This is a genomic window from Alteromonas aestuariivivens (assembly GCF_003367475.1).
In the GTDB taxonomy this organism is placed as follows: Bacteria; Pseudomonadota; Gammaproteobacteria; order Enterobacterales; family Alteromonadaceae; genus Alteromonas; species Alteromonas aestuariivivens.
This window is the reverse complement of sequence record NZ_QRHA01000005.1, coordinates 222,575-246,741: the sequence shown is the minus strand read 5'-3', so window position 1 is coordinate 246,741 and position 24,167 is coordinate 222,575. Positions and strand designations below refer to the sequence as shown.

Annotated in this window: 18 protein-coding genes and 1 tRNA gene; 14 read left to right on the top strand and 5 right to left on the bottom strand. The window is 50.7% G+C overall.

All coding sequences use genetic code 11. From position 1 onward, the window contains the following. Positions 1 to 9 precede the first annotated feature (9 nt). The 4 genes from secG to DXV75_RS08515 all read left to right on the top strand — a co-directional run bounded on the left by secG (position 10) and on the right by DXV75_RS08515 (position 1,704). Complete coding sequence (secG, locus tag DXV75_RS08530) at positions 10 to 417, top strand: preprotein translocase subunit SecG (RefSeq protein ID WP_115592982.1); 408 nt, start codon at positions 10 to 12, stop codon at positions 415 to 417. Positions 418 to 428: 11 nt separating this feature from the next. Then, positions 429 to 514: transfer RNA gene (locus DXV75_RS08525), tRNA-Leu, on the top strand. Between the two features lie 185 nt (positions 515 to 699). Continuing rightward, entirely contained in the window at positions 700 to 1,452 is a 753-nt protein-coding gene (locus DXV75_RS08520; protein ID WP_115592981.1) for a hypothetical protein, read from the top strand. A 93-nt stretch (positions 1,453 to 1,545) separates the two neighbouring features. Next, positions 1,546 to 1,704 (top strand): YqaE/Pmp3 family membrane protein, encoded by a 159-nt coding sequence (locus DXV75_RS08515; protein ID WP_115592980.1) that lies wholly within the window; start codon positions 1,546 to 1,548, stop codon positions 1,702 to 1,704. 6 nt (positions 1,705 to 1,710) lie between these two features. On the opposite strand, the gene DXV75_RS08510 is transcribed toward DXV75_RS08515, so the two are convergent. Then, positions 1,711 to 3,051 (bottom strand): DUF2254 domain-containing protein, encoded by a 1,341-nt coding sequence (locus DXV75_RS08510; protein WP_115592979.1) that lies wholly within the window; start codon positions 3,049 to 3,051, stop codon positions 1,711 to 1,713. A 180-nt stretch (positions 3,052 to 3,231) separates the two neighbouring features. Next, complete coding sequence (locus DXV75_RS08505; protein ID WP_115592978.1) at positions 3,232 to 4,854, bottom strand: diacylglycerol kinase family protein; 1,623 nt, start codon at positions 4,852 to 4,854, stop codon at positions 3,232 to 3,234. Positions 4,855 to 4,993: 139 nt separating this feature from the next. Between DXV75_RS08505 and DXV75_RS08500 the strand changes: the two genes are divergently transcribed. From DXV75_RS08500 to DXV75_RS08480, 5 genes are all read left to right on the top strand, one after another. Continuing rightward, complete coding sequence (locus tag DXV75_RS08500; RefSeq protein WP_115592977.1) at positions 4,994 to 5,554, top strand: DUF2878 domain-containing protein; 561 nt, start codon at positions 4,994 to 4,996, stop codon at positions 5,552 to 5,554. A 650-nt stretch (positions 5,555 to 6,204) separates the two neighbouring features. Next, positions 6,205 to 7,704, top strand: a complete 1,500-nt coding sequence (putP, locus tag DXV75_RS08495; protein ID WP_115592976.1) for a sodium/proline symporter PutP — start codon at positions 6,205 to 6,207, stop codon at positions 7,702 to 7,704. A 13-nt stretch (positions 7,705 to 7,717) separates the two neighbouring features. Then, positions 7,718 to 8,827 (top strand): glutamate 5-kinase, encoded by a 1,110-nt coding sequence (gene proB, locus DXV75_RS08490; RefSeq protein ID WP_115593071.1) that lies wholly within the window; start codon positions 7,718 to 7,720, stop codon positions 8,825 to 8,827. Then, positions 8,824 to 10,071 (top strand): glutamate-5-semialdehyde dehydrogenase, encoded by a 1,248-nt coding sequence (locus DXV75_RS08485; protein ID WP_115592975.1) that lies wholly within the window; start codon positions 8,824 to 8,826, stop codon positions 10,069 to 10,071. Before proB ends, DXV75_RS08485 begins: the two co-directional genes overlap by 4 nt. A 135-nt stretch (positions 10,072 to 10,206) precedes the next feature. Then, positions 10,207 to 11,109 (top strand): mechanosensitive ion channel family protein, encoded by a 903-nt coding sequence (locus tag DXV75_RS08480; RefSeq protein ID WP_425451691.1) that lies wholly within the window; start codon positions 10,207 to 10,209, stop codon positions 11,107 to 11,109. A gap of 8 nt (positions 11,110 to 11,117) precedes the next feature. Here the strand turns inward: DXV75_RS08480 and DXV75_RS08475 are convergent, their stop codons facing one another. Further along, positions 11,118 to 11,663: an HNH endonuclease gene (locus DXV75_RS08475; RefSeq protein ID WP_115592974.1), complete on the bottom strand. Its 546-nt coding sequence runs from the start codon at positions 11,661 to 11,663 to the stop codon at positions 11,118 to 11,120. A 286-nt stretch (positions 11,664 to 11,949) separates the two neighbouring features. Between DXV75_RS08475 and pnp the strand changes: the two genes are divergently transcribed. The 4 genes from pnp to DXV75_RS08455 all read left to right on the top strand — a co-directional run bounded on the left by pnp (position 11,950) and on the right by DXV75_RS08455 (position 17,076). Then, a complete protein-coding gene (pnp, locus tag DXV75_RS08470; protein WP_115592973.1) occupies positions 11,950 to 14,061 on the top strand; it encodes a polyribonucleotide nucleotidyltransferase in 2,112 nt (703 codons plus the stop codon). A gap of 96 nt (positions 14,062 to 14,157) precedes the next feature. Next, the gene (locus DXV75_RS08465) at positions 14,158 to 14,451 is read left to right on the top strand and encodes a DUF1244 domain-containing protein (RefSeq protein ID WP_115593069.1); all 294 of its coding nucleotides are present in this window, start codon (positions 14,158 to 14,160) and stop codon (positions 14,449 to 14,451) included. Between the two features lie 252 nt (positions 14,452 to 14,703). Then, positions 14,704 to 15,594, top strand: a complete 891-nt coding sequence (nlpI, locus tag DXV75_RS08460; RefSeq protein WP_115592972.1) for a lipoprotein NlpI — start codon at positions 14,704 to 14,706, stop codon at positions 15,592 to 15,594. A gap of 12 nt (positions 15,595 to 15,606) precedes the next feature. Further along, positions 15,607 to 17,076 carry an SEL1-like repeat protein gene (locus DXV75_RS08455; protein WP_147291813.1) on the top strand — a complete coding sequence of 490 codons (1,470 nt, stop codon included), beginning with the start codon at positions 15,607 to 15,609 and terminating at the stop codon, positions 17,074 to 17,076. Here the strand turns inward: DXV75_RS08455 and DXV75_RS08450 are convergent. Further along, positions 17,070 to 19,565: a putative bifunctional diguanylate cyclase/phosphodiesterase gene (locus tag DXV75_RS08450; RefSeq protein ID WP_181898389.1), complete on the bottom strand. Its 2,496-nt coding sequence runs from the start codon at positions 19,563 to 19,565 to the stop codon at positions 17,070 to 17,072. The two genes, DXV75_RS08455 and DXV75_RS08450, sit on opposite strands and share 7 nt — an antisense overlap. 133 nt (positions 19,566 to 19,698) lie before the next feature. Further along, positions 19,699 to 20,460, bottom strand: a complete 762-nt coding sequence (gene cysZ, locus DXV75_RS08445) for a sulfate transporter CysZ (protein ID WP_115592969.1) — start codon at positions 20,458 to 20,460, stop codon at positions 19,699 to 19,701. A 228-nt stretch (positions 20,461 to 20,688) separates the two neighbouring features. On the opposite strand from cysZ, the gene smc reads away from it, so the two are divergent. Beyond that, positions 20,689 to 24,156 carry a chromosome segregation protein SMC gene (gene smc, locus DXV75_RS08440; protein WP_115592968.1) on the top strand — a complete coding sequence of 1,156 codons (3,468 nt, stop codon included), beginning with the start codon at positions 20,689 to 20,691 and terminating at the stop codon, positions 24,154 to 24,156. Positions 24,157 to 24,167: the final 11 nt, after the last annotated feature.

Below are 24,167 nucleotides of genomic sequence, written 5' to 3'. Positions count from 1 at the left end.
GAGGTTGATATGATTTACGAAGTGCTACTGGTCGGATACTTGATTGTTGCACTGTTGCTGATCGGTTTTGTGCTGATCCAGCAAGGCAAGGGTGCCGATATGGGCGCGTCATTTGGTTCAGGCGGTTCAAATACCGTATTCGGTTCAACCGGTTCTGGTAACTTCATGACCAAGACAACCGGTATTCTGGCAACACTGTTCTTCCTGATCAGCCTGGTATTGGGTAATCTTTCTTCCAACCGCGAAAAAGGCGGTGACGAGTGGGAAAATCTTGAAGTGCCAGTAGAGCAGCAACAGCCGGTGAATATTGATGTTCCTGTGACTGAAGAACCAGCGTCAGACGTTCCGGCGGCAGAATCAAGCGTTTCTGATGTGCCTGAAGCGGCTGAAGATTCAGCGACTGACGTACCAAATTAAGTAAAAGTTTCGCGGAAGTGGTGGAATTGGTAGACACGCCATCTTGAGGGGGTGGTGAGCCTAGCTCGTGCGGGTTCAAGTCCCGCCTTCCGCACCAAACCAAAAAGGGCTTGTGGCAACGCAAGCCCTTTTTTTTGTATTCATCCAGCTACCTATTTTCGAGCCGGGTTACCACAATAGGCCTACAAAGTTGGTCTTCCTGGTGGCGCAGTCTACACTTTCTCTGAGTCGCCATTTCCTGTCGTTGGCCTGTCATTTATTCCTGTAACAGGGGCTCCTTCCATGACAAAGGTTCCGTTAATTCTTTTTGTTGTTTCCTGGTCACTTTCCTCGATTTCCCAAGCCAAAGACTGGACGTTTGAAATTCAGCCCTATCTCATGGGAGTAATGATTGATGGGGAGAATACTCTGGGTGCATTGCCAACCGCCGATCTGGATATTGAGACATCAACCATTCTTGAAAATCTTGAAAGTACCTTGATGCTTCGCTTCGAAGCACATCATGTGTCTGGTTGGGGAGGCTGGATTGATTACTCCTATATGGATCTGGAAGCGGAAGCCACTTTTCCCGGCGACAATGAGGTAGTTGCCAATGTGCGCCAGGGGGTTCTGGAAGGGGCGTTGCTGTATCGCAATCTCCTGGCCCTGGGAACTCTCGAAACTACCGTTGGGTTACGTTGGTGGAATAACAATCTTGGTCTTGATGTAGAGAGTCCGGTGGTTCCTGAACCGGCACATTTAAGACGGGATATTGACTGGGTCGATCTTTTTCTCGGCTTCAGATGGCGCCAACCCCTATCGGAAAACTGGCAGTTAGAAGCTCAGGCTGATTTAGGCGGGATGGGGATTGAGGCAGACTTCACCTCTCAGCTCGTTGTCGGTGTACTTTATGAAATCAAGTCATCCATGCAATTGAGCGTAAAATACAAAGCAACCTGGGTGGAATATGATGAAGGCACAAAAGGCGAGGATAGCTACTACCGCTATGACACTGTCACTCACGGCCCGGTTTTGGGGCTGACCCTGCAATTTTAGAATTTCAGGCGGGCTGCTTGTATTGGCCCGTATATGCGTTATACCTGTATTCAGGTGGTTTTGCCTGACTTGAATCGTTAACAGGGGTAGCTTATGGACTTCATTCGTATTTTGCTTTCAATCCTGCTTCCGCCACTTGGAGTTTTCCTGCAGGTGGGTATCGGTGCACAATTCTGGATCAACATTCTCTTGACCCTGCTGGGATATTTCCCCGGGGTTATCCATGCGGTTTACATCATCGCCAAACGATGACCGGTGTTAAGAGTCGTGCAGGTTATATTGTTCGCGAGCATTCTGGAACTGGTCGTAGGCAACCCGAAGTATTTGCCTGTCGTGCCTGCATAAATCGCCCATTAAAGTGAGCTCCAGTGTTGCACTCGCTTGTTCCTCCAGAAGCTCCATATACTTAGGCTCTACGTAGCTGCACAGCTTGGTCAGGTTTTCCAGCAGGCATAAGGTCACAGAGAGGTGGCCGGCGCCTGCCTGGCGTATCTGGTCAAACGCCTTATTGATTATACTCGCCATCGTAAAGGTTCGGCGTTGTAACCAGACGTTACTTTGTAAGTCGATGATGCAGGGAGTGGGGAAGTGGCGTTCTGCCATTTGCCCGCATGCTGCACTAAGGCGGTTAACGCAGGTAATTGCGGTGTGAGGATCGTTGATCCCCGGTGATAAGGCACGCAAAGCTATTTCAACAATCTGGCTGATGGCGAATTCAGGATCCTGGACGGGTGTTCTCTTTGAGCCTATCAACACGCATTGCCTGTATGGTTTAAGCATATCATCTGATATCGGATGTGTGCTGTGTATTACAAACAGGGGTTCAGACAACAGAACATGGTCACCGCTGCGAACCTTGATTTCGACGCCGAAAACGCCGTTAAAGTGTTTTTTGGTCAGGTGGGAATAGGTGATGGTTTGGATGAATCCACTGCGCATAGCCCGGACTGTATGACGAAAGCGGCCGATTTTTGGAAGCTCTTCAGTTATGGTTTTATGTTCCGTTTGTATCTGTGGATCAGGCAACAGGTTATCCAGGTTTCCCAAGCATTCATGAAAGCACTGATGAATTACTGAGTCAGCCTGTATGGCTCTGGAAAGGTGATGAATGAAATAGATAATGACAAATACATCAATGAGGCCCAGCAGTACTGAAATACCTGCCAGTAGCGATAGGGCTTCCAGATTGGACTGAATGGAACTAAGGTGGTGCAGTGCCAGCAGGCAAAACAGAAAAGTCGCTACCAGGGTACCAAGGACTACCTGGGTACCTTTGTCCAGCATAAAGGTTCGCAGAAGGCGCGAGCCGAATTGTGAAGACGCCAGGGTCAGCGCAACTATGGTCATTGAAAATGCGATACTGGTCGCGGATATCATAGAGGTGGCAATGGTTGAGAGAAGTTGCTGAGCTCCTTCCTGGGTGATGTCCGGGAACAGGTTCTGGACACCGTCGGGAAGGTTTGCACGGTGAATGTACCTCAGACTAAGGAAGCACAACAGTATCGAAAGCGCCATCATGCAGGTCGGTATAAACCAGTAACTGGTTGAGATAGACTCCATGTAGGCATTCAGCCGGGTTTTTAGCGTGTTTGGTAACATCGTTAAGTTCACATCATGAGTACTCGGTAGCCACAAAGCTGCGGCCAAAGCTTTGGCCTACAATTCATCTCTCGGAACGGATTTTTGCCTGGTTCAATGAACGGGAACCGATGGTTGTTCTTGGTAACCGGCAAAACCCGATCTGCTGTTTTAAAACTTAAGCCGAAGATGTACGTAAACTCAGTGCTTCGGCCGAGAAAATATGCGTAAACTGGCGGGCCTGGCTTGTATCAGTATAGTTTTGGCGGATTGAATTTCGCCATCCAGAGCGTAATTTTGTTGCTCAGGCAGAGTAAGCCGAACGCTTTTTGCCTGTGTGTGGCAAATACGATCAGAATCCTTTTTGCCGTCAGTATCCCGAAAAACCAGCTCCGCCAGCGACAATACCTGCTGGTCCGGGCTCTCCTGGGGTTTGAGCCAGGTTATGTCAAGCTTTCCATCCGTTAAATCAGGCTCACCACCTCCCTGAGCCAGGGCTGTGGTAACAGGGGCCGCATTGGCAATCACCAAGCTGGGAGTTTCAATGGTGTGTTGCTGGTTGTCGTCGAATTCAACCTCCAGTGAGAGTGACTGGTTACTGGTGATAGCCTCCCACAACCCTTTAAGGTAGGCCAATTGCCCGCCCTCATTTTTCTGTTCACGATCAGCACTGGCAATCATTTCTTCTTCGAACCCTACTGCAGCAACCATAAGCATCAGCCGGTCATTGCACAAAGCGGTATCCATGTTGATCTCCGTACCACCCACTATCGTTTCGCAGGCAGTGCTGACGGGCACCAGCTTGCTGCGCAATCCATGCAACACCTGGCTCAACGCATTGGCAGTTCCCAATGGAATGACGCCCAACGTGATCTGGTTGTCAACACAGGCGCTGGCTACTTCGGTGATGGTTCCGTCACCTCCACACGCCACCGCAATTTCAGCGCCCTGTTCAATTGCTTTACGGGCAAGGACTGTTGCATCCTTATCTTTGGTTGTTTCAAAAACGCTGACTTCAAAGTGGGGGTTTAGCAGTGACAGGATAAGCCCTTTTTCCTGAGGCCATTTTCCACCGCCTGCAACCGGGTTGGCAATCAGGGCCAGTCGACGGCTGAATTTCAGGTGCCCGCCATCCTTAACCCTGGCGAGCGATTTTAACTGATGTTTGTTAAGCCGGGCGGTGGTGCGAACCGATTGTATTCGCTCCAGTGCGTTTTCAATGCTCAGGCCAGGGTCGCATGCCAGCAGGTAGGCAGCAACCACCAGCACCGAGCGGCCCCTACCCAGCGCACAGTGCACGACAACACATTTTTGCTTTTGGTGCTGCTGACGTATCCAGTTAATCGCAGTTAACAACTGTTCGTCACTTGGGCTGGAATGATCGAGAACCGGGATGTTGAGGTATTCAAAATCCGACTGGTACGCAGACCAGTCCAAACCATCAAATTCTGCCGTCACATCAAGGATGGCATCTACTCCTAGTTTGTTCAGCTCCTCAACATCTTTGCCAAACAATCGGCAGGCCAAATAGAGATTTTCATCAATGCGCTGGACGGGGGGAACCTTGTCATGCTTACGGGCCCAGCTGTTATAAGCTCCGGTGCCAAGCAGAAAAGGAATAAATAACCATCTGATATAAAAAGGAATGCTGCCATCTTCCCGTTTTCGAAACAATGAAGGGTAACGAAACAGGTAAGCGCTGCTGACTACCAGAAGTGACAAAGCTGCCCAGGCTGCTACTATCTTTAGGGGCCAGAAAGAAATCCACCAGGCCATGCCAGACAGTATCAGTGCACCGAGCAGGTAGTATTTGATCATTTTCATTGCATGCCCTCCGGGAAAATTCGAATATTCCGTTATAAATGAACCAGCCGGCGCATCGTGCGTACCCAACATAACACGATAAAACAATGATCGCTAAAAGCCCGGTACATCAGTAGTGGGCTGAGTGGAGTGCAACACAATGTTCAACAAGTGTAACAGTACATTAGGTAACCTGATTAATTTTATGTGGTTTCAGTTGATCTGGGTGTTAGCGCTGTTTACCCAGTACGAGTATTTGTGGGGCATAGTGGTGTTGCTGCTGGCTTTTTTTGGGGTTGCACGCAGGCCGCTACTGGACTTGTCCGTTGCCTTCTGCGTCGCATTTACGGGCGTCAGTATTGATATTGTTCTGGCCTTAACCGGTGTGTTTGAATTTGCCGGGCACGACGGCATGCTTCCCGTACCTCTGTGGTTGGTGACACTCTGGATTGCGTTCGCTCTTACCCTGCGCCACAGTATGCGTTACTTGCGGTCCCGGTGGTTTCTGAGTGCCGGTCTGGCCGCCATTTCCGGGCCCGCCAGTTATTATGCGGGATTGCGCATAGGTGCAGTGGATTTTGGAATGACGGTTCCGGTTACGCTGGCGTTACTGGCATTGATATGGGTATGGTTACTGCCTGCATTTTTTATGATGGTTTCGCTGCTGGAGCGAGGCTTTGAGAGCCACCTGATGACCGTTCAGAATCAGGAGCTGGGCTGAGTTTCGATGTGCCGAGTTTAAGCCTATCGGGTTTCTTACCACAAATACATTCCCCGTTGATTTCGGTTACACTTACCAACACCATGGTCCGTTTAACTCTGCTCCTTTAGCCTGACCAAAAAATTACCTCGTCTACGAATTATTTCCTCCCAATTACTGTTAGTGCAGCATCATTCCGGGAACGAGAGAAAATGTCACAGCTTACTACCACTAAAGCTCCATGCTGAGCCGGGTGGAGTAACATAATCTCTTCTGAAATGAATATTATAAATATTAGTAGTGAAATGAATAAAAATGTTTATCTTCATTATAGATATCGGCTTTTGAAACCAAATTTCAACTAATTAAAATGTAATTTCCATACAATAAATATGAAATAAATCCATGATTTTAAAGTATTTAAATATGTTTGATTGTAGAAATTTTTATCTTGGATAAAAATTCAACCCGTTTGTCGTATTTTTGGTGTTTACTATTTGCCCGATTTGCATTTCACTGTCCGATCGGAATATAATTTGAGTTCAAATTAATTTTAACTGTCGTAAATTCCTGTTCTTCTGAAACAGGATTCAGTTTACGTAGCCCTGTCTGTGCGTTTGAGTCAGGGGCACGATACGACGTTGTGAAATTCGCAGAGGTAAAAGTATTCCATGCAATTTGAAAGCTACCTTTCACTGGCGATATATTTTTTGGCCATGCTGGGGATTGGATTGTTTGCATACCGTCAATCTACCAGTGACATCTCCGGTTATATTCTGGGAGGGCGTCAGGTAAGCCCTCAGGTCACGGCGTTGTCTGCCGGTGCGTCCGACATGAGCGGCTGGATGCTCATGGGGTTGCCCGGGGCAATGTACGTTTCAGGGTTTGACGCTATGTATATCGCTATTGGTCTGGTCGCCGGTGCACTTGCGAATTACCTGTTGGTGGCGCCAAAACTGCGGGTGTATACCGAAGTTGCCGAGGACTCGCTTACCATTCCAGAGTTTTTTGCCAAACGCTTCGGGCAGTCCAGTGCCAGCGTGCGTATGGTTTCGGCAGCCATAATTGTGTTGTTCTTTACACTCTACACCTCAGCGGGCCTCGTGGCCGGTGGCAAGCTGTTTGAAAGCGCGTTTTCGCTGGACTACCAGCTCGGGCTTGTGATCACTCTGGGTGTCGTAGTGTCTTATACGTTGCTGGGCGGGTTTCTGGCGGTCAGCATGACCGATTTTGTCCAGGGCTGCATTATGTTTGTTGCCCTGATCATGGTTCCGGTCGTGGCATTCGGCGATTTTGACGGGTGGCAGCAAATGAGCCAGGCTGCTTTTCAATCTGTGCCTGGCTTTTCAGAATCCTGGCATAACCTCACCCTGGTTGCTCTGGTGTCTTCGTTGGGTTGGGGGCTGGGTTACTTTGGCCAGCCACATATAATTGTCCGCTTCATGGCCATACGCTCCGTGCAGGATATCAGCACAGCAAGAAACATTGGAATGTCCTGGATGATTGTGACCATCATTGGAGCTCTGGCTACCGGATTGGTCGGTGTGGCCTACGCGAACCAGTTTGGTTTGGAAGTAAGTGATCCGGAAACCATCTTTATCCTGTTTTCGCAATTGCTGTTTCATCCGTTGATCAGCGGTTTTCTTATGGCGGCGATACTTGCTGCCATCATGAGTACCATCTCATCGCAGTTACTGGTTTCTGCCAGTTCATTGACAGAAGATATCTATCGTGTGGTATCAGGTAAGGAAATTGACAACAAGAAAACCGTAACTATAGGCCGTTTTGGTGTGGGTGGTGTTGCCATTGTTGCGTTGCTGCTGGCACTGGATCAGTCAAACACCATTCTGTCACTGGTCAGTAACGCCTGGGCCGGTTTTGGTGCAGCCTTTGGGCCATTGGTTCTGTTTTGTCTGTATAAAAAGAATCTTACGCATACGGCTGCACTGGCCGGGATCATCAGTGGTGCTGTAACCGTACTGTTTTGGATCTATGTACCGGTGCTTGCCGACGGAAAGACCCTCAGCAGTGTGATTTATGAAATTATTCCCGGCTTCGCTGTGAGCACCGCAGCGCTGTGGCTGGTCTCGACGTTTGGTGATGAGCCTTCAAGCGACGTTAAGGCTATGTACAACCAGGCCAGTCAGCAATTAGCCAAACAACAATCTTAAGGTGATTGATAACATGAGTCGTTCAAATTGGAATCGCATTGTAGTCAAAGTGGGTAGTGCACTTATCGCACCCAATAAACAGGGCTGCAGCAGTCATTATTTGCTTAGCATTGCTCAGTTTATCGTTAAATGCCGTGCCATGGGTACCCAGGTAGTGCTGGTTTCTTCCGGTTCCGTTGCAGCGGGTTCCCACTTGTTTCCCAAGCAGGAAAAAAGTGATATTGCAGTAAAAAAAGCCATGGCATCTGCCGGGCAGACAGAAATGATCGCCACCTGGGACAGGTTGTTCGATTTTTCCTGTGCGCAAATTTTGTTGACCCACGGTGACTTGCGCGATCGCGAGCGTTATGTGAGCATTCGCGAAACCATTTTCAGCTTGCTCGAACACGGCATTCTGCCAATCATCAACGAAAATGATACGGTTACAACCGATAAACTCAAAGTGGGTGACAACGACAATCTGTCAGCGATGGTCGCCGCGGCGGCCGATGCAGATGCATTGATCATCTGTTCCGATGTGGATGGGTTGTATGACAAAAACCCTCACGAGCATGATGACGCCCAGTTGCTGTCCTGGGTAGACAACATTGATGAGAACATTTATCAGATGGCAGGTGGTGCGGTTAAGGGCGGAGTTGGCACCGGTGGCATGCGCACCAAGATTGAGGCTGCAGAAAAAGCAGTATCACATGGAATAGATACGTTTATTGTTAACGGATTTACCGAGTTGTCGTTTAACATGTTGTTGGAAGGCAAAAATCCGGGCACCCATTTTCAGGCCCACGAGCAACCCATGCAGGAAAATGTTCACTGGATGCGACACACCTCAAATGCTCAGGGTGAAGTAATAGTGGAAAATGATTTTGATGCCGAGTTGGAATTCGATACAGAACAATTGACCAGTAGTGAAATTGTTGCGGTAAAAGGCGAGTTTTCAGTGGGAGACACCATTTTGGTACGCAAGAATGACGGTACCAAACTGGTAAAAGCTCGCTCTAATTACAGCAGTTGTCTGTTGAATTTTATCGCCAAGCAGGACAATGAGAAATTTGCTTCAGAATTTGAACAGAAAACAGGTCCGATCATTTCCAATCAGCATATAGCAAATTTGGAGGACGAATGAGTTTAATCACCGATTTAGCACAACAGGCCAAAGAAGCGTCAAAGGTTTTGGCGGTATTACCAGAAGCCAAAAAAAATGCCGTTCTGAAGGATATGGCGGCGGCCATTAGAGTCAATAAAGCCAGCATCATAGAGGTTAACGAGAAGGAAGTGGCCCGGGCCAAAGAGAACCAGCTCGACGCCGCAATGGTGGACCGGCTGGTGCTCAACGATGCTCGCATTGAAGACATGGCGGCGGGTATTGAAACCATCATAGAGCTTAGCGACCCGGTTGGTCAGGAGCGTGTAATTGGCACCCGTCCGAACGGCCTGGAAATCAGGAAAATGCGCATTCCCCTTGGTGTGGTGTGTATGATTTACGAGGCCCGGCCCAATGTAACAGCGGATGCTGGGGCTTTGTGCTTTAAGTCCGGTAATGGGGTTATTTTGCGTGGTGGTAAAGAGGCGCTGGATACCAGCCTGGCAATTGCAGGCCTGATGCAGAATGTGTTGGAACAGCATGGTTTGCCCAAGGCCCTGATCACAGTGGTTCCCAACCCTGATCGGGAATTAATGCAGGAGTTAATGGAACAGCGTGGCCTGATTGATGTGATCATTCCTCGCGGTGGCGAAGGTTTAATTAACTACGTCACAGATAATGCCAAAGTTCCTGTTATTCAGCACTTTAAAGGGGTTTGCCACCTGTATGTTGATAAGGAAGCCGACCTTGAAAAAGCAATGGCGCTGCTGCTTAACGGCAAGACTCAGCGTACCGGAGTCTGTAATGCGCTGGAAGGTTTGCTGGTGCATCAGGCTATTGCCGGAGATTTTCTTCCCCTGGCGGCCAAAGCGCTGGCCGAACATAATGTAAAAATACATGTAAATGCGCGTGGGGCAGAGTATTTTGATGCTGCCGACGTGATTGGTGAAGATGCCTATGGCGAAGAATATCTAGGGCTGGAGATAGCCGTTCGCGTGGTGGATGATCTGGATGCGGCAATGGCGCACATTTCCCGTTTTGGCAGTAATCACACTGAAGTGATTTGCACCGAGGACTCGCAGGCAGCACAGCGTTTCCAGCTTGCCGTGGATGCTTCTGTCGTTATGGTAAACGCATCCTCGCGTTTCTCTGATGGCAGCCAGTTAGGGTTGGGTGCAGAAATTGGCATTGCTACCACAAAGTTGCATGCCTACGGCCCAATGGGGCTGGAATCACTGACCACGGAAAAATATCTGGTCAATGGAGTGGGGCAGGTCAGAGACTAGCCCGCACAGGGTGTGTCAGCCCACATTATTGGTTATACTTTCAGGCACCGGGTTTAAGCCCGGTGTTTTTTGTTTCGCCGGGCATATCAGGATGCACCGGCACCGGAGTTACAAAGGGGTGAGGAGGTACTCAGCGTGACAGACGACTTGGTGACAATCTGGCAGCAGGCTTTGCTGCTCGCCCAGCAATACAAATTCATCACCTCGCTACTCATTTTCGCCTTGTTTATGGTCACCAAGCAGTTTTTGCTCAAGCTGATCCGCAAGCGCAGTAAACGCAGAGGCGAAGACCGCCGCCACCAAATCACCTTGCTCAATCAACTCGGCAATGCCGTGTTGCTGCTGTTACTGATGGCATTGTGGGCCACCGAGATCCAGAGTCTGGCCATTTCGATAGCGGCGTTTATGGTTGCCATCGTTTTTGCTACCCGGGAATTCATTCAGTGTTTTATGGGCTTTATCTATTACCTTAGCGCGCGGCCGTTCAGAGTCGGTGACTGGATCCAGATGAACGACATTGTCGGCGAAGTGGTAGAAATGGACTGGGCCAAAACCACCTTGCTGGAAGTGGATAAGCAGGCATTTACCTACACTGGAAAACACGTTTACCTTCCTAACAGCCAACTGATTACGCAAACGGTTCGTAATCTGAACTTCCTGCGTCGTTACACTCTGCACAGTTTTTCCATCACCAATGAACCCACGGTGAATGCGTATTCACTGTTACCGGCATTTGTGGCGCGGGCCAAATCCCACTGTGATTTTTTTCGTGATGTGGCAGAGCGCTATAAAAGCGTAATTGAGCGGCACATGGATGTTGAGTTCATTGATATTGATCCTGATGTAGTGATTGAAACCAATCAATTCGCCAAACTGGTGGTAACAGTGTCTTTGTTCTGCCCCACTGACGAGGCGCACAGCCTTCAGCAGAAGATAAGCGCAGACTGGATGAACCTGTGGTACAAGGCGCTCAACGAGCAGGACTCATCTGCACCGTCGCCGGTACCCAGTGTGTCACTGGTTGAATCCACGAGCTGAAAAACCGGTTAGCCCCAATGGCGTCGCCGGGTAAAATGACTGCTTAAAAAATTCATCTGATCGGCCAGAATACGCCTGTTCATAAGGTAGAAACGCTCGTAAAGATTCGGGCTGAAAGGCACGGCAAGCAGAGGCATGTTGGCCTCTTCAGGCGTGCGTGCCCCTTTTGCGTGATTGCAGCGCTGGCAGGCAGTGGCCACATTGGTCCAGCAATCCTTGCCGCCGCGTGAACGGGGTAAAATGTGATCGCGGGTTAACACTGACGGTGTAAAGGTGTTTCCGCAGTAAAGACAAAGGCAGTTATCGCGACGAAAAAGGTAGGTATTCGTCAGCGTAATCTTGCCACTAACGTCCGTAATTTTGCCGTCACAGGCAATGATTGAAGCCAGGTTCAGTGTACTTTGCTGGCCCAAGCGGTTCCAGCCCCCGTACATTGTGTAGTGGTCTTCTCCCAGTTCGAACAATACCTTGTTCTGACTGTATAGCCTGGCGGCCTGCTCCCGGTCTATCCATTCCTGCGGCATGCCCGCTTTATTGAGTCTGAGTACCAGCATTGTCTGCCCCGCTTTGACGGATGCTGACAAGCATACCTGTTTTTCACTGCGAATTGATGAAGAATTAACCGTTATTCGCTATTGTGCGCCGCAAAGTGTTGTGGCACTGCGCTAAAACCCGGTTCCGCGCAGGCGAGGGTAAGCCACCGATTTCTTTTGTACGGGCTGTATATCGCAGGTTTCGGTGATTGTGTCATTTGGTCATGGTATTGGCGGATATTCATAGCTATACTATGCGCCGCGTTGAAAAGCGAAAATATACAGATAGAAATTTAAAGGACAAATAGTGACTCCTATTACACATTCTTTTCAGTATGGTCAGCATACTGTTACTCTGGAGACAGGCGTTATCGCCCGTCAGGCGACCGCTGCAGTTATGGCGAGCATGGACGATACCGCCGTGCTGGTTACTGTGGTGGGTAAGAAAGAAGCCAAAGATGATCAGGACTTCTTTCCGCTGACAGTAAATTATCAGGAAAAATCTTACGCCGCCGGTAAAATCCCCGGCGGTTTCTTCAAGCGTGAAGGTCGCCCCTCAGAAGGTGAAACCCTGATCGCCCGATTGATTGACCGCCCAATTCGCCCTCTGTTCCCTGAAGGGTTCAAGAACGAAGTTCAGGTTGTCGTCACCGTCATGTCGGCCAACCCGGAAATTCCGACCGATATCATTTCCATGATTGGTACTTCAGCGGCGCTGGCCATTTCAGGTATCCCTTTCAATGGCCCTATTGGTGCAGCCCGAGTGGGTTACGCCAACGGCGAATACCTGCTGAATACCCGCAGTTCCGAACAGGAAAGCAGTGATCTGGACCTGGTTGTAGCCGGTACCGAAAGTGCAGTGCTGATGGTGGAATCTGAAGCTAACATCCTGTCTGAAGACGTGATGCTGGGTGCGGTTATGTTTGGCCATGAGCAAATGCAAACCGTGGTGAGTGCGGTAAATACCTTTGCCGGTATGGTTGGCACCGAAAAATGGGATTGGGCGCCAAAAGCCGAAAACACCGAGCTGAAAGACAAAATCAAAGCGCTGGCAGAAAGCGGCATGGTTGAAGCCTATCAGATCTCTGACAAGCTGGTGCGCAAAGACGCCGTCACTGCCGTAACTCAAAAAGCGGCTGCTGAAATTCTCGCGGCAGATGAAAGCCTGAGCGAGAAGGAAGTTCTGGACCTGCTTCACGACCTGGAGAGTGACGTAGTACGTTCACGCATCCTGTCTGGCGCTCCACGTATTGATGGCCGTGACCCTGCCATGATCCGTGCGCTGAACGTTGCGACCGGTATCTTGCCTCGTACTCACGGTTCTGCGCTGTTCACCCGTGGTGAAACCCAGGCGCTGGTTGCTGCTACTCTGGGTACCGAGCGTGACGCCCAGATGATTGACGAACTGCAGGGCAAGCGTGACAGCCGTTTTATGCTGCACTACAACTTCCCTCCATACTGTGTGGGTGAAACCGGTATGATTGGTTCGCCCAAGCGCCGTGAAATTGGTCACGGACGTTTGGCTAAACGTGGTATTCAGGCGGTTATGCCAAGTGAAGCAGAATTCCCGTACGTGGTACGTGTGGTTTCTGAAATCACCGAGTCTAACGGTTCTTCCTCCATGGCATCTGTTTGTGGTACCTCTCTGGCTCTGATGGATGCGGGTGTACCTATTAAAGCGTCTGTTGCCGGTATTGCCATGGGTCTGGTGAAAAGTGACGACAAATTTGTGGTTCTGTCTGACATTCTGGGTGACGAAGATCACCTGGGTGACATGGACTTTAAAGTGGCTGGTACCACCAACGGTATCACTGCGCTGCAAATGGACATCAAGATTGAAGGCATCACCAAAGAAATCATGCAGATCGCGCTTAAGCAGGCTAAAGAAGCCCGCTTGCACATTCTGGGTGTGATGGATGAAGCCATTGCCGGTCACCGTGATGAACTGAGTGAATTTGCTCCGCGCATCTACACCCTGAAAATTGACCAGGACAAGATCCGCGATGTTATCGGTAAAGGTGGCGCCATGATTCGCCAGATCACCGAAGCGTCTGACACCAACATTGAAATTGAAGACGACGGCACCATCAAAATTTTCGCCACCGAGCGTGCAAAAGCGGAAATCGCTATCAGCATGATCGAGCAGGTGACTGCAGAAATCGAAGTGGGCAAAACTTACCACGGTAAGGTAACCCGTATCGTTGACTTTGGTGCGTTTGTCGAAGTGCTGCCGGGCAAAGAAGGTTTGGTGCACATTTCACAAATCGCTCACGAGCGCGTGAACAAAGTTGCGGACTACCTGTCTGAAGGCCAGATGGTTGACGTAAAAGTGATGGAAATTGATCGCCAGAACCGTGTACGTCTGAGCATCAAGGAACTGTTGGAAAAGCCGGCGGCTCCTGAATCCAACGACCAGTAAACACACTGGCAGGCCAGCACTGGAGGTTTGTTCCAGCTGGCTTAATGAACACCATTAAGGGAGCTTTTGCTCCCTTTTTTAATGATGAGAATGGTTATGGACAAACAAACACAAACAGAAATAGAAGCGGCCGTATTTCGTCGTCTGCTGGCGCACCTGGATGCCCACAAAGAGGTGCAGAACATAGACTTGATGATCCTGGCGGATTTTTGCCGCAACTGTCTGGCCAAGTGGTATTCTGCAGAAGCCGCAGAGCGTGGTAATGAAGTGGACTATGAAGATGCCAGGGAGCGTATTTACGGCATGCCATACAGTGAATGGAAATCAAAGCACCAGCTTCCTGCCAGCCAGGAACAGCTCGACAAGCTCGCAGCGCGTAACCGTGGTTGACAGGCGTTACAGTTAACCCGAACGCAGCTGTTAAAGATGGCACAGATGTAATACGCCATCTGCCTGAATTTTACTGAGATATGCTTTACATTTTGAGGTAAATGCGAGATGGTTGCGGCTATCAGGCTGCAGCCCATTCTTCATTGTGTTTAAGATGTTTGTGTATTCTGTACCCAGGTCCATCGGCGGGGCACCGTTCATTGTTTGCGACGGGCAGCGGCACCATCTAGTAGGAAGCGATTTTATATAATCATGCGGAATCTCGTTTGTCTCTGGCTTGTTTCCTTTCTGCCCGTAATCTTATTCGGCTGCGCTCAAACGCCCGAACCCACAGGGCGCGAAGAAATGGGCAATCTGTTGCTTGCCGAACCTGCTCCGGTAAACCCTCGCTCGCAAATGGCCATCGCCCGGTACAACCAAATACTGGCCAGTACCCAGATTGCAGAGAAAGACCGTGCTGAGTTGTATTATCAACGAGGCATGCTCTATGACAGTGTGGGGCTGTCCGGGCTGGCACAATACGATTACAGTCAGGCACTGGCGTTAAAGCCCGATATGGCGGAAGCGTATAATTCCATGGGTATACATTACATCCAGCAGATGGATTTTATCCAGGCTTATGAAGCCTTTGATTCAACGCTGGATATTGATCCCACCTACGACTTCGCTTTTTTAAATCGGGGTATCGCCCTGTATTATGGTGGCAGGGCGGATTTGGCGGTCGAAGATTTAGTCACCTTTCAGACCAAAGATAGGCGGGACCCATTTCGGGCGTTATGGGCATATTTTGCCCACTATGATATCGATCCTGTCAAGGCTCAGCAGTATCTCTCCAGTGCCCGGTTACAGCTAGAAGACAGGCATTGGGCCACCCGGCTGGTGGACTTGTTTCTGGAACAGGTCAGCGAACGGGAACTGCTTAATTCCCTGATAGATGGGGTGAGCAGCCAGAAGCAGCTTACCGATCGTTTGTGTGAGGCCTATTTCTATCTTGGGAAATATCACAGTGCCAAGGGCCAGCGCGGAGTGGCATCCAATTATTTCAAACTGGCGCTGAGCACCAACGTCTATGATTATGTCGAGCACCGTTATGCACGACTCGAACTCAATCGACTTCGCGATTCTGTCGAAGATCCCAACTGATACTGAATTTTTATGCGTGGACTCGTTTTAGCGCTGCTGGCGATGTTGCTGCTGGCAGGCGATTTGGCCAGGGACACCGCACAGTTGGTGCGCAATGCAACATCGGCAAAGTTTCCCCAGAGTCTGTTGTGGCAGGCATCCCAGCAGGGCAGCGAACTGGCGCAGAGCAGACTGGTTGAGCTTGCTGTAGCACAGGGGCAGCAATACTGGCTGGAAAGGCTGGTTTCGCTTGGCAATGCAGATGCCGCCTGGCAGCTCTATCAACTGGTGGGAGACGATGAAACCACGGAGCGTCTGATGCGGCTGGCGGCAAAGGGTAACGTACCGGAAGCCCAACTGGAGTTTGCCCTGTCTACTGACGATCCTGCCAAACGGGAAACGTGGTTACTGCGTTCCGCACGCCAGGGGTACCTGCCTGCCCAAGCGGCGCTGGCAGACTGGTACATCTTGCATCAGAAACCCGATCTGGCCCGGCCCTGGCTGGAAAAAACCGCTACCGTCTATACTCAGAGCACCTTCCAGCTTGGGCGGATGCTGTGGGAACAGGGCGACACCAAAAGCGGCCGTCAGTATATTGAGCAGGCTGCGCAGCAGGGGCATGAACTGGCCACCAGGTTTTCCCGCATGTTCGATCGTTATCCGATACAAAGATTGTCCGCATTGTCTGCAGTTAAGTGGCCGTCTGCGGCGCAGTGTCAGCAGCGTCTGCAGTTCTTTGCCACCTCGCTGTCGGCCATTGAACGGGCTCACAGCCTGTATCAGGAACTTATAAATGACCCAAGGCTGGCAAATTTGCCGTTGTGTGCACAAGCTCCGGTTTGGCTGAAGTCTGATGCACTTAACTGTTCGGCGAGCTGGTTAGGTTCGGGCCGGCTGGGCTGCGATGTCAGGCCGCTGGCAGCTGCGGTGTCGCAGCGTGAGTTTACCCACGCAATAGTGGTGTTGGATCAGGGTAAAGCCAACATAGAGAACGGTGTGATGTATCTGGACATAACCGATACCTATTCGGTACTGGTGCATGAACTCGCGCATTTCTCCGGTTTTGTCGATGAATATCCATTGAGTCAGCGTCTGGCGGCTCGTTATTGTGAGCGCCGCGATGCTCCGAATCTGGTGTTCGAAGGCCCAGCAGGGCTTGAACCGCAGGAAACGGCGCAAAACTGGCAGGAATTGCAACCTGGCGTGGAAATACACCCAGCGAAGTCCTGTGACAACGCTGCGATACAGGCCTACAAGCCAAGCAGCGGAATCACGTTTTTGGAACATCATGACAGCGGTGAAATTCCGCCTGTTTACCTGAAGCTGTGGCGACAGCGTTTGGTTGAACCATCAACCCATACGCCGATCTACATGAATTTGTTTCAGGCCTTTCACAAGCAGTCTCAGACTGCGGAGGCGGGGGTTTGGCTGGATATCTTTGAGAAGTATCGGGCCGGGGGCCTTGAAGCGCTGGCAGACGGGCAGGGTTCGTCTGTTCAGTGAACGGCGTTGGTACGTTGGTACCAGTTGGCAAATTCCTCGGCGGGCATAGGGCGGCCAAAATGGTAGCCCTGAAACAGCGAACATTTCATGTTGGCCAGCGCGGTAACCTGGCTTTCGGTTTCAGTGCCTTCCGCTACGACCTGCAGGTCCATATTCAGGCCGATGGCAATGATGGAACTAATCAGTTCGCTGGCACTCTGGTTGGTCAGCTTTTCAACAAATGACTTGTCGATTTTCAAAACGTCCAGCGGTAATTCCTGCAAGTAAGACAATGAGGAGTACCCGGTTCCAAAATCATCCAGCGCTATGGTAAATCCTTCCTGCTGAAGCGCCTTGAGTTTGGCCACCGTCCCTTGAATGTCGTGCAACAGGCTGCTTTCTGTTACTTCGAGTTCAATCTGGTTGGGGTGAATCTGGTACTGGTTTAGTGTAGCCAGCAGTTTTGGCTTGAATTCATCATCCGCCAGCTGTTGGCTGGCAATGTTGATAGCAATTTTGCATTCGCCCAGCCAGCCCTGGTTCAGCCAGTTACGAATTTGCTTGCACACTTCCTCAATCACTCGTTCACCCAGCAGCACAATCAGGCCACTGGACTCTGCCACCGGTATAAATTCCTCTGGGGATATGCTGCCGTCGTTGGGATGCTCCCAGCGCAAAAGGGCTTCGGCGCCTTTGCATTGGCCCTCAATGTCAACTTTGGGTTGGTAGACCAATGAAAGCTGCTGGTTTTTCTGGATGGCAGTGCGCAACATTCGCTCAAGTTTGCGCTGGCTGTCGAGCGCTTTGAGCAGGGTTGGGTCGAAGACCTGCAACCGGCCCCGACCTTCGGTTTTGGATTGACGCAGTGCGATTTCTGCACCCCGGATCACATCCAGGTTGGTGTGGGTTTGTTGGGGGAATATCACCGCCCCGGCACTGAAATCCAGCCTGATTTCACGATCTTTAAAACAAATGGGGTGTTTGACTACCGCTCGAATGGCTTCCCAGTGCAAGTCGAGAGTTTCTTCCGGAGGGGTATCATTCGACTGGATCACCACCGCGAATTCGTCTCCTGCCTTGCGGGCAAAAAACACATTTTCACTGGCATAAAGACGAAAACGCTTGCCCAGTTCCTGCAATACATATTCGCCAGCGTCATACCCGATTTGACGGTTGATTTCGGTAAACCTGTCCAGATCAATCAATAGCAAAATGGTGTTACTGTGGCTTTGCACGTCAAACTGGTAGCTTTGGTGTATGGTTTCGATCAGTTTGGCCTGATTGGGCAGTTGGGTGGTGTAATCCAGATAGGCCAAATCCCGCAGGCGATGCTCAATCTGGAACCTGTGCATCTCTGCACTGGCTCTGGTCGCAAAGATTTCCAGCGCTTCCACCAGCTTGTTGCTGAAGGGTAACGGGGTACGGCTGGCCAGCACAAACAGCCCTGTTACCTTGCCACCCAGTTTTATTGGGGTGCCGATATAGGCAGTGAACTGGCTTAATGAGGTATTGGCAGAGGGAAAATCCTGCTGGATTGACTGGGTGTATATGGTTGAGGCTTCTTCCAGGATCCGTTCGCAGGGAGTATTGTCGATGGTGTACTCAAAATTGTCGGTCGGCACGCCCTGGCTGAGTGCAACCCGCGTCTGCACCAACGGTGGCGAATCGTCAGAAACCGTGGCCAGAAAAATCAAATCGGCCTTACTGATAGAATAAAGACTGGCCAGCATTTCGAAATAAAAACTGTCTTCGTCTTCAGAGCGAAAACCTTTGGCAAGCTGGTTTATTACATTGGTAAGCTGCTTTTTGTCTTCAGAGCGTTGCTCAAAGCGCTGCTTGAAAATCCCGAGACTGTAGGCCACGTGGACGCATACCACCACATTCAGTGCCGTAAATACAAAACCTGCCAGATAGAGCCCGTCCACCGAACCTGCGTCAATCGCACTGGCCCATCCGATAGACAGTAACTGTATGAGCAGGATAACAGTCAGTGCCAGGGCAAGAGCCATTTTGTTTTTCTGATACATTCGGTAATTGCACAACAGCAGACTTGCGACCATGAACAGGCCAAACAGGTGCAACCCCAACCCGGCAACAGACTGTTTGGCTACCAGATGGGCGTAGGCAAACTGTTCGCTGACGACAACGCTGACAAGTTGTTCCACAGAATCAAATCGAAGGGTGTTGGGTAGCAGGGCGTTGGTAAGAATGGCCAACGCCGCAGTTCCCAGCAGTATGAAAAATATTCTGCGGGTTCCGGGCCAGTCACTCCAGCTGGCCAGCGTCAGAAAGTAAAAGGGGATTATCGCGACGGCAAAACTGGTTTGCAGGCTGACCCAATACAGTGCGTCTGCAACAGAGGCGCTACTGTGATAGGCCCAGGTTGTATATTGATAGCCACAACTTAATAATCCAAAAACGGCTGCCGCAGCAAAATAGGTGCGGTAAAACTTGAGTGAAACGACAACAAAAATGCCCACTGCCAAAGCATTGATTGACAATGAAGACATAAAAAGTGCCGCCAGGAGTCCGTTTTCAAACAGCATTGGGCAAGGTAAATTTCCTTTTTGTCGTTGGTTTAATAGTTAATCAAGATGGCGCATGTGTCACGAAAATAATCTGACTCAAACGCCTGTTGTTGCCTCAGATGTCATCCGGCAGCAGTTCCGGTTTCAGTTCACGTACCCAAAACGCGGTTGCGCCGCAGATGGCTACGGGCATGACAATAAAATTCACCACTGGGATCAGCGAGAAAATATTAACCATAATGCCAAACCCAAAAGCTTTGGATTTGTGCCTGCCCAGATGGGCACGCATGACATCAAAAGGTACTTTATGATTGTCATACGGATAATCGCAGTACTGGATCGCCATCATCCAGGCATTAAACAAAAACCAGATAACCTGACCGAAAACCGGAAGAAACAGGAATATCAGCAAAAAGCCTATTGCCCTGGGTAAATACCAGAGCAACTTTGACAATTCCCGGCTCAGGGTACGTGGAATGTCCTTAAGCAGACTGAAAAGTCCGTCATCGCCCATGGGGCGGCCAGTGAGATGACGTTCGACCTTTTCAGCCAGGACGCCGTTAAATGGCGCTGCAATCCAGTTGGCCAGGGTGCCGAAGACAAGTGCGAACACTAGCAGAACGGTTACGATGGCGAGTGGCCAGAGCACGAAACCCAGCGCGGACTTTAGCCAGCCCAGCCATTGTGGAACGAGGTCAATCAGGTAGGTGATACCCCATTCAATCTGGCCGAACAGGAAATAGAATGCGGTGGCAAACAGTATCAGGTTGACCGCCAGAGGAATAAAAACAAATCGCTTAATGCCTTTGGTTCTGATAAGTGTAAAGCCTAAGGCAAAATATCCGAAACCGCTGGGATGACGTGTTGCTGTAGTCATAAGGCTCCTTTATGACGCTAATTGACAGAACGGGTTTTTAGGATTGTACCCATTACGATCCTGGTCATTGAATTCTGAATTGTTACAGCGTGTGAGTTTTGGTAGAGTCAAAGCATAACAATAATATCCAGATGCGCTAAACATTTCGGTGAACGCTACAAACAACATCAGTGCTAATTGTAGAGCTGCCCTCTCTGCGCCGAAGGTATCGGCAGGCGGAGTTTCCCTGTGCGCCTGAAGAAGATTAAGCTCGCCGGATTCAAATCGTTTGTCGACCCCACCAGTATTCCTTTTCCCGGAGAAATGACGGCCATTGTTGGTCCGAATGGATGTGGTAAGTCCAATGTGATTGATGCGGTGCGCTGGGTGCTGGGGGAAAGCTCAGCCAAAAATTTGCGCGGTGACGCCATGACCGACGTTATTTTTAACGGGTCTTCTGCGCGTAAACCTGTGGGCCAGTGCAGTGTAGAGCTGGTATTTGATAATAGCTCCGGACGCATTGGTGGTGAATACGCCAAATACAACGAATTGTCGGTCAAGCGTCTGGTTACCCGTGACGCCCAGTCCCATTATTTTCTGAATGGCGCCAAATGCCGTCGCCGGGACGTGACCGATCTCTTTCTTGGTACCGGTCTGGGGCCCCGCAGCTACGCCATTATTGAACAGGGCATGATTTCCAGGCTCATAGAGTCCAAGCCTCAGGAACTGAGGGTATTTATTGAAGAAGCTGCGGGTATTTCCAAATACAAGGAGCGTCGGCGCGAAACCGAAAACCGTATCCGGCATACGCAGGACAATCTGGAACGGCTTGAAGACGTGCGCGGTGAGCTTGGTCAACAACTTGAAAAACTGCAACGCCAGGCGGCAGCGGCCCGGCGCTACAAGGCGCTTAAAGCTACTGAACGGCAACTCAAGGCAGATCTGGCCGCTATCCGATGGCTGAAACACAGTGAGCAAATAGAAAAACTGCAGCATCAAATTCAGTTGCAGCAAAGCGAACTTGAAGCCCTGGTTGCCAGGCAGAGGGGTGACGAAGCTGGAATTCTCGGTTACCAGCAACAGGCAGAAGAGCGCAAAGCGCAACTGGACGACATTCAGCAACAATTGTTTACCATCAGCACAGCCATCACCCGCATTGAACAGAACCAGTTACACAGTCAGCAACGCAGCAACCAAATTGGCCGGGAGTTACATGAACTAGCAGACAGGCGCAGCCTGTTGAAAGCTTCGTTGGAGGAAGCAAACCAGGCTCTGCAACTCTCACTCAACCGCCTGGAAGACATGGAGCCGCGCCTGGAACTGCTGGATGCGTCCTATGTTCAGGCGCAGGAAAATCGGGACCAGGCTGAGGCGGAACAACGTGAATTTCACGCCCGAACCAGGGTCTACGAACAAAAATACAACGAGCTTAAGCAACAGGCACAGACCTGCCACAGCCAGATCCAGTCGACTATGAGCATGCAGTTGCGCACTGCGCAGCGCATTGCTGAGTTAGAGCAGGAACAAGGTGAGCTGGCCCATGGAGAGCTGGAGCTACAGCTGGAGAAGCTGTCTCAGGACAGTGAACTGGCCCAGCTGACCCGACAGCAGGCGGAAGAAAATTTTAGCGCCAGTAAAGCCCGGGTTGCGGAGCAGCGCACAGCCCTGTCGGAAGCTTTGCTAAAGCATGATGAGCAAAAGGAACGTGTACAAACCATCCGTTCTCAACTGCATGCCCTGGAACAACTTCAGAAGTCGCAGAGCCAGCCTCAATCTGAATTGGAGGGCATCAGACCTCTTTGGCAATCGCTGACAGTGGCTCCCGGATGGGAGCTTGCGGTGGAGCAGGTTCTGGCTGGGCTAAATGAGCCTATGTTGGCGGAAAAGACGTTGCTCACCGACCTGGTGGCCAACTGGAAAAATTTGCCACAGGGCCATCGTATTATGGCGCTGGAGGGTTACAGTGATCAGAAACGTGCAGGTTCACTTGCCGCTTTGCTCGACGATACACTGGTTCCGGCAGGGTTCAATCATATTCATGCACTCGATTCGGCAGAAGAGGCGCTGGTGCGTCTGCCCCGGCTTGCTGACCACGAGAGCGTGGTGGTGAAATCCGGCCTGTGGATGGGGCGGGGCTGGGTGATGTCAGGCCAGGCCGACAGGGAACAGGGCGCATTGCAGCGGGCTGCACACATTCAGGGCTTGCAGGAACAACTTACCGTTGAGCAGGCGTTGCTTGATGAACTGGCTGACGAAGTGGAGATGTGCCGTCAGACCCTGCATGGGCTTGAGCAGCAGGAAGAGCAGCATCAGTCTGCGTTGCAACGAGCCAGTAATCAGGCAGAACAGCTGCAAAACCAGCTGTCATTGGTGGAGTTTCAGCTTAACCAGAGCCGCGGCCGGGCGGACAAAATCGCCCAGGACCTGGACAACCAGCGTGGGTTACTGGTGCAGGAAGAGCAACAGCTTGAAATTTTCTCTGAGCAACTCGAAATGCTGGAAGCCGAGATCCTGGAACATGAAACAGACCAGGCCGATGTGGCTACGGAACGTGAGCAGCTGGAGCAAAAGATTGCTCACGCCAGACGCACAGTAGAGCAGCAAACTGCAGAAAGACATCAGCTTGAACTGAGTATTCAGCAGCACAGTAATCAGCGCGATTTGTATCGGCAGCAGGTGAGCCGCAACGAAACTCAGCTCGAAGAGTACCGCAGCCGTGAAACGGCGCTTGAGCAGGAGAAGCTGGAGCTGGCACAGCCTCTGGAGCAACAGCGGGAACAACTGGAAGAGCTTCTGCTACAGCGTGAAGGCGCAGAAGAGCAGCGGGTTATGGCCCAGGAAGCGCTGAGCGATTTGCACAAGCTGATTCAGGAAGCTCAACAGGATCAGCAGGGTATCCAGCATCAGATCCAACAGCGCCAGACTGCCATCGACAGCATTAAACTGGAAATGGAAGGTTACCGGGTACGGGCCAATACCGTACTGGAACAGTTGCAGGAAACTGGCCAGTCACTCAAGCCCATTCTGGAACAGCTGACCGATGATGCGGATGAAAAGAGCTGGCAGGCTGAACTGGACAAAACGTTGGCTGCCATAGGCCGGTTGGGGGCCGTTAACCTGGCGGCGGTTGAGGAATACGACATTCAGGCCGAACGCAAGGCACATTTGGATACCCAGCACGAGGACCTGGTAACCGCACTTGAAACTCTGCAAAGTGCCATTCGTAAAATTGATAAGGAAACCCGCAGCCGCTTCTCAGACACCTTCGAGCGGGTGAATGAGGATCTCAAACAGCTGTTTCCAAAGGTCTTCGGTGGTGGTTCGGCGTACCTTGCGCTGACCGATGACGATTTGCTGGAAACCGGGGTGACCATTATGGCGCGGCCTCCCGGCAAGAAAAACAGTACAATTCATCTGTTAAGCGGTGGAGAAAAAGCGTTAACCGCTTTATCATTGGTGTTTGCAATATTCCGGCTCAATCCGGCGCCATTTTGCCTGCTTGATGAAGTGGATGCGCCGCTGGATGATGCCAACGTAGGGCGTTTTTGTGCACTGGTGTCGGAAATGTCCCGTACGGTACAATTTATTTATATCACCCACAACAAGATTGCGATGGAAATGGCCAGTCATCTTACCGGGGTGACCATGGCGGAACCTGGCGTATCCAGAATGGTCGCGGTTGACGTTGAAGAGGCTATGGCGTTCGCAGAACCATAAAAAAGGGCGAC

Coding starts and splice junctions, on each gene's coding strand:
- secG (WP_115592982.1), top strand. CDS start 10: ATGATTTACGAAGTGCTACTGGTCGGATACTTGATTGTTGCACTGTTG.
- DXV75_RS08520 (WP_115592981.1), top strand. CDS start 700: ATGACAAAGGTTCCGTTAATTCTTTTTGTTGTTTCCTGGTCACTTTCC.
- DXV75_RS08515 (WP_115592980.1), top strand. CDS start 1,546: ATGGACTTCATTCGTATTTTGCTTTCAATCCTGCTTCCGCCACTTGGA.
- DXV75_RS08510 (WP_115592979.1), bottom strand. CDS start 3,051: ATGTTACCAAACACGCTAAAAACCCGGCTGAATGCCTACATGGAGTCT.
- DXV75_RS08505 (WP_115592978.1), bottom strand. CDS start 4,854: ATGAAAATGATCAAATACTACCTGCTCGGTGCACTGATACTGTCTGGC.
- DXV75_RS08500 (WP_115592977.1), top strand. CDS start 4,994: ATGTTCAACAAGTGTAACAGTACATTAGGTAACCTGATTAATTTTATG.
- putP (WP_115592976.1), top strand. CDS start 6,205: ATGCAATTTGAAAGCTACCTTTCACTGGCGATATATTTTTTGGCCATG.
- proB (WP_115593071.1), top strand. CDS start 7,718: ATGAGTCGTTCAAATTGGAATCGCATTGTAGTCAAAGTGGGTAGTGCA.
- DXV75_RS08485 (WP_115592975.1), top strand. CDS start 8,824: ATGAGTTTAATCACCGATTTAGCACAACAGGCCAAAGAAGCGTCAAAG.
- DXV75_RS08475 (WP_115592974.1), bottom strand. CDS start 11,663: ATGCTGGTACTCAGACTCAATAAAGCGGGCATGCCGCAGGAATGGATA.
- DXV75_RS08465 (WP_115593069.1), top strand. CDS start 14,158: ATGGACAAACAAACACAAACAGAAATAGAAGCGGCCGTATTTCGTCGT.
- nlpI (WP_115592972.1), top strand. CDS start 14,704: ATGCGGAATCTCGTTTGTCTCTGGCTTGTTTCCTTTCTGCCCGTAATC.
- DXV75_RS08455 (WP_147291813.1), top strand. CDS start 15,607: ATGCGTGGACTCGTTTTAGCGCTGCTGGCGATGTTGCTGCTGGCAGGC.
- DXV75_RS08450 (WP_181898389.1), bottom strand. CDS start 19,565: ATGTCTTCATTGTCAATCAATGCTTTGGCAGTGGGCATTTTTGTTGTC.
- cysZ (WP_115592969.1), bottom strand. CDS start 20,460: ATGACTACAGCAACACGTCATCCCAGCGGTTTCGGATATTTTGCCTTA.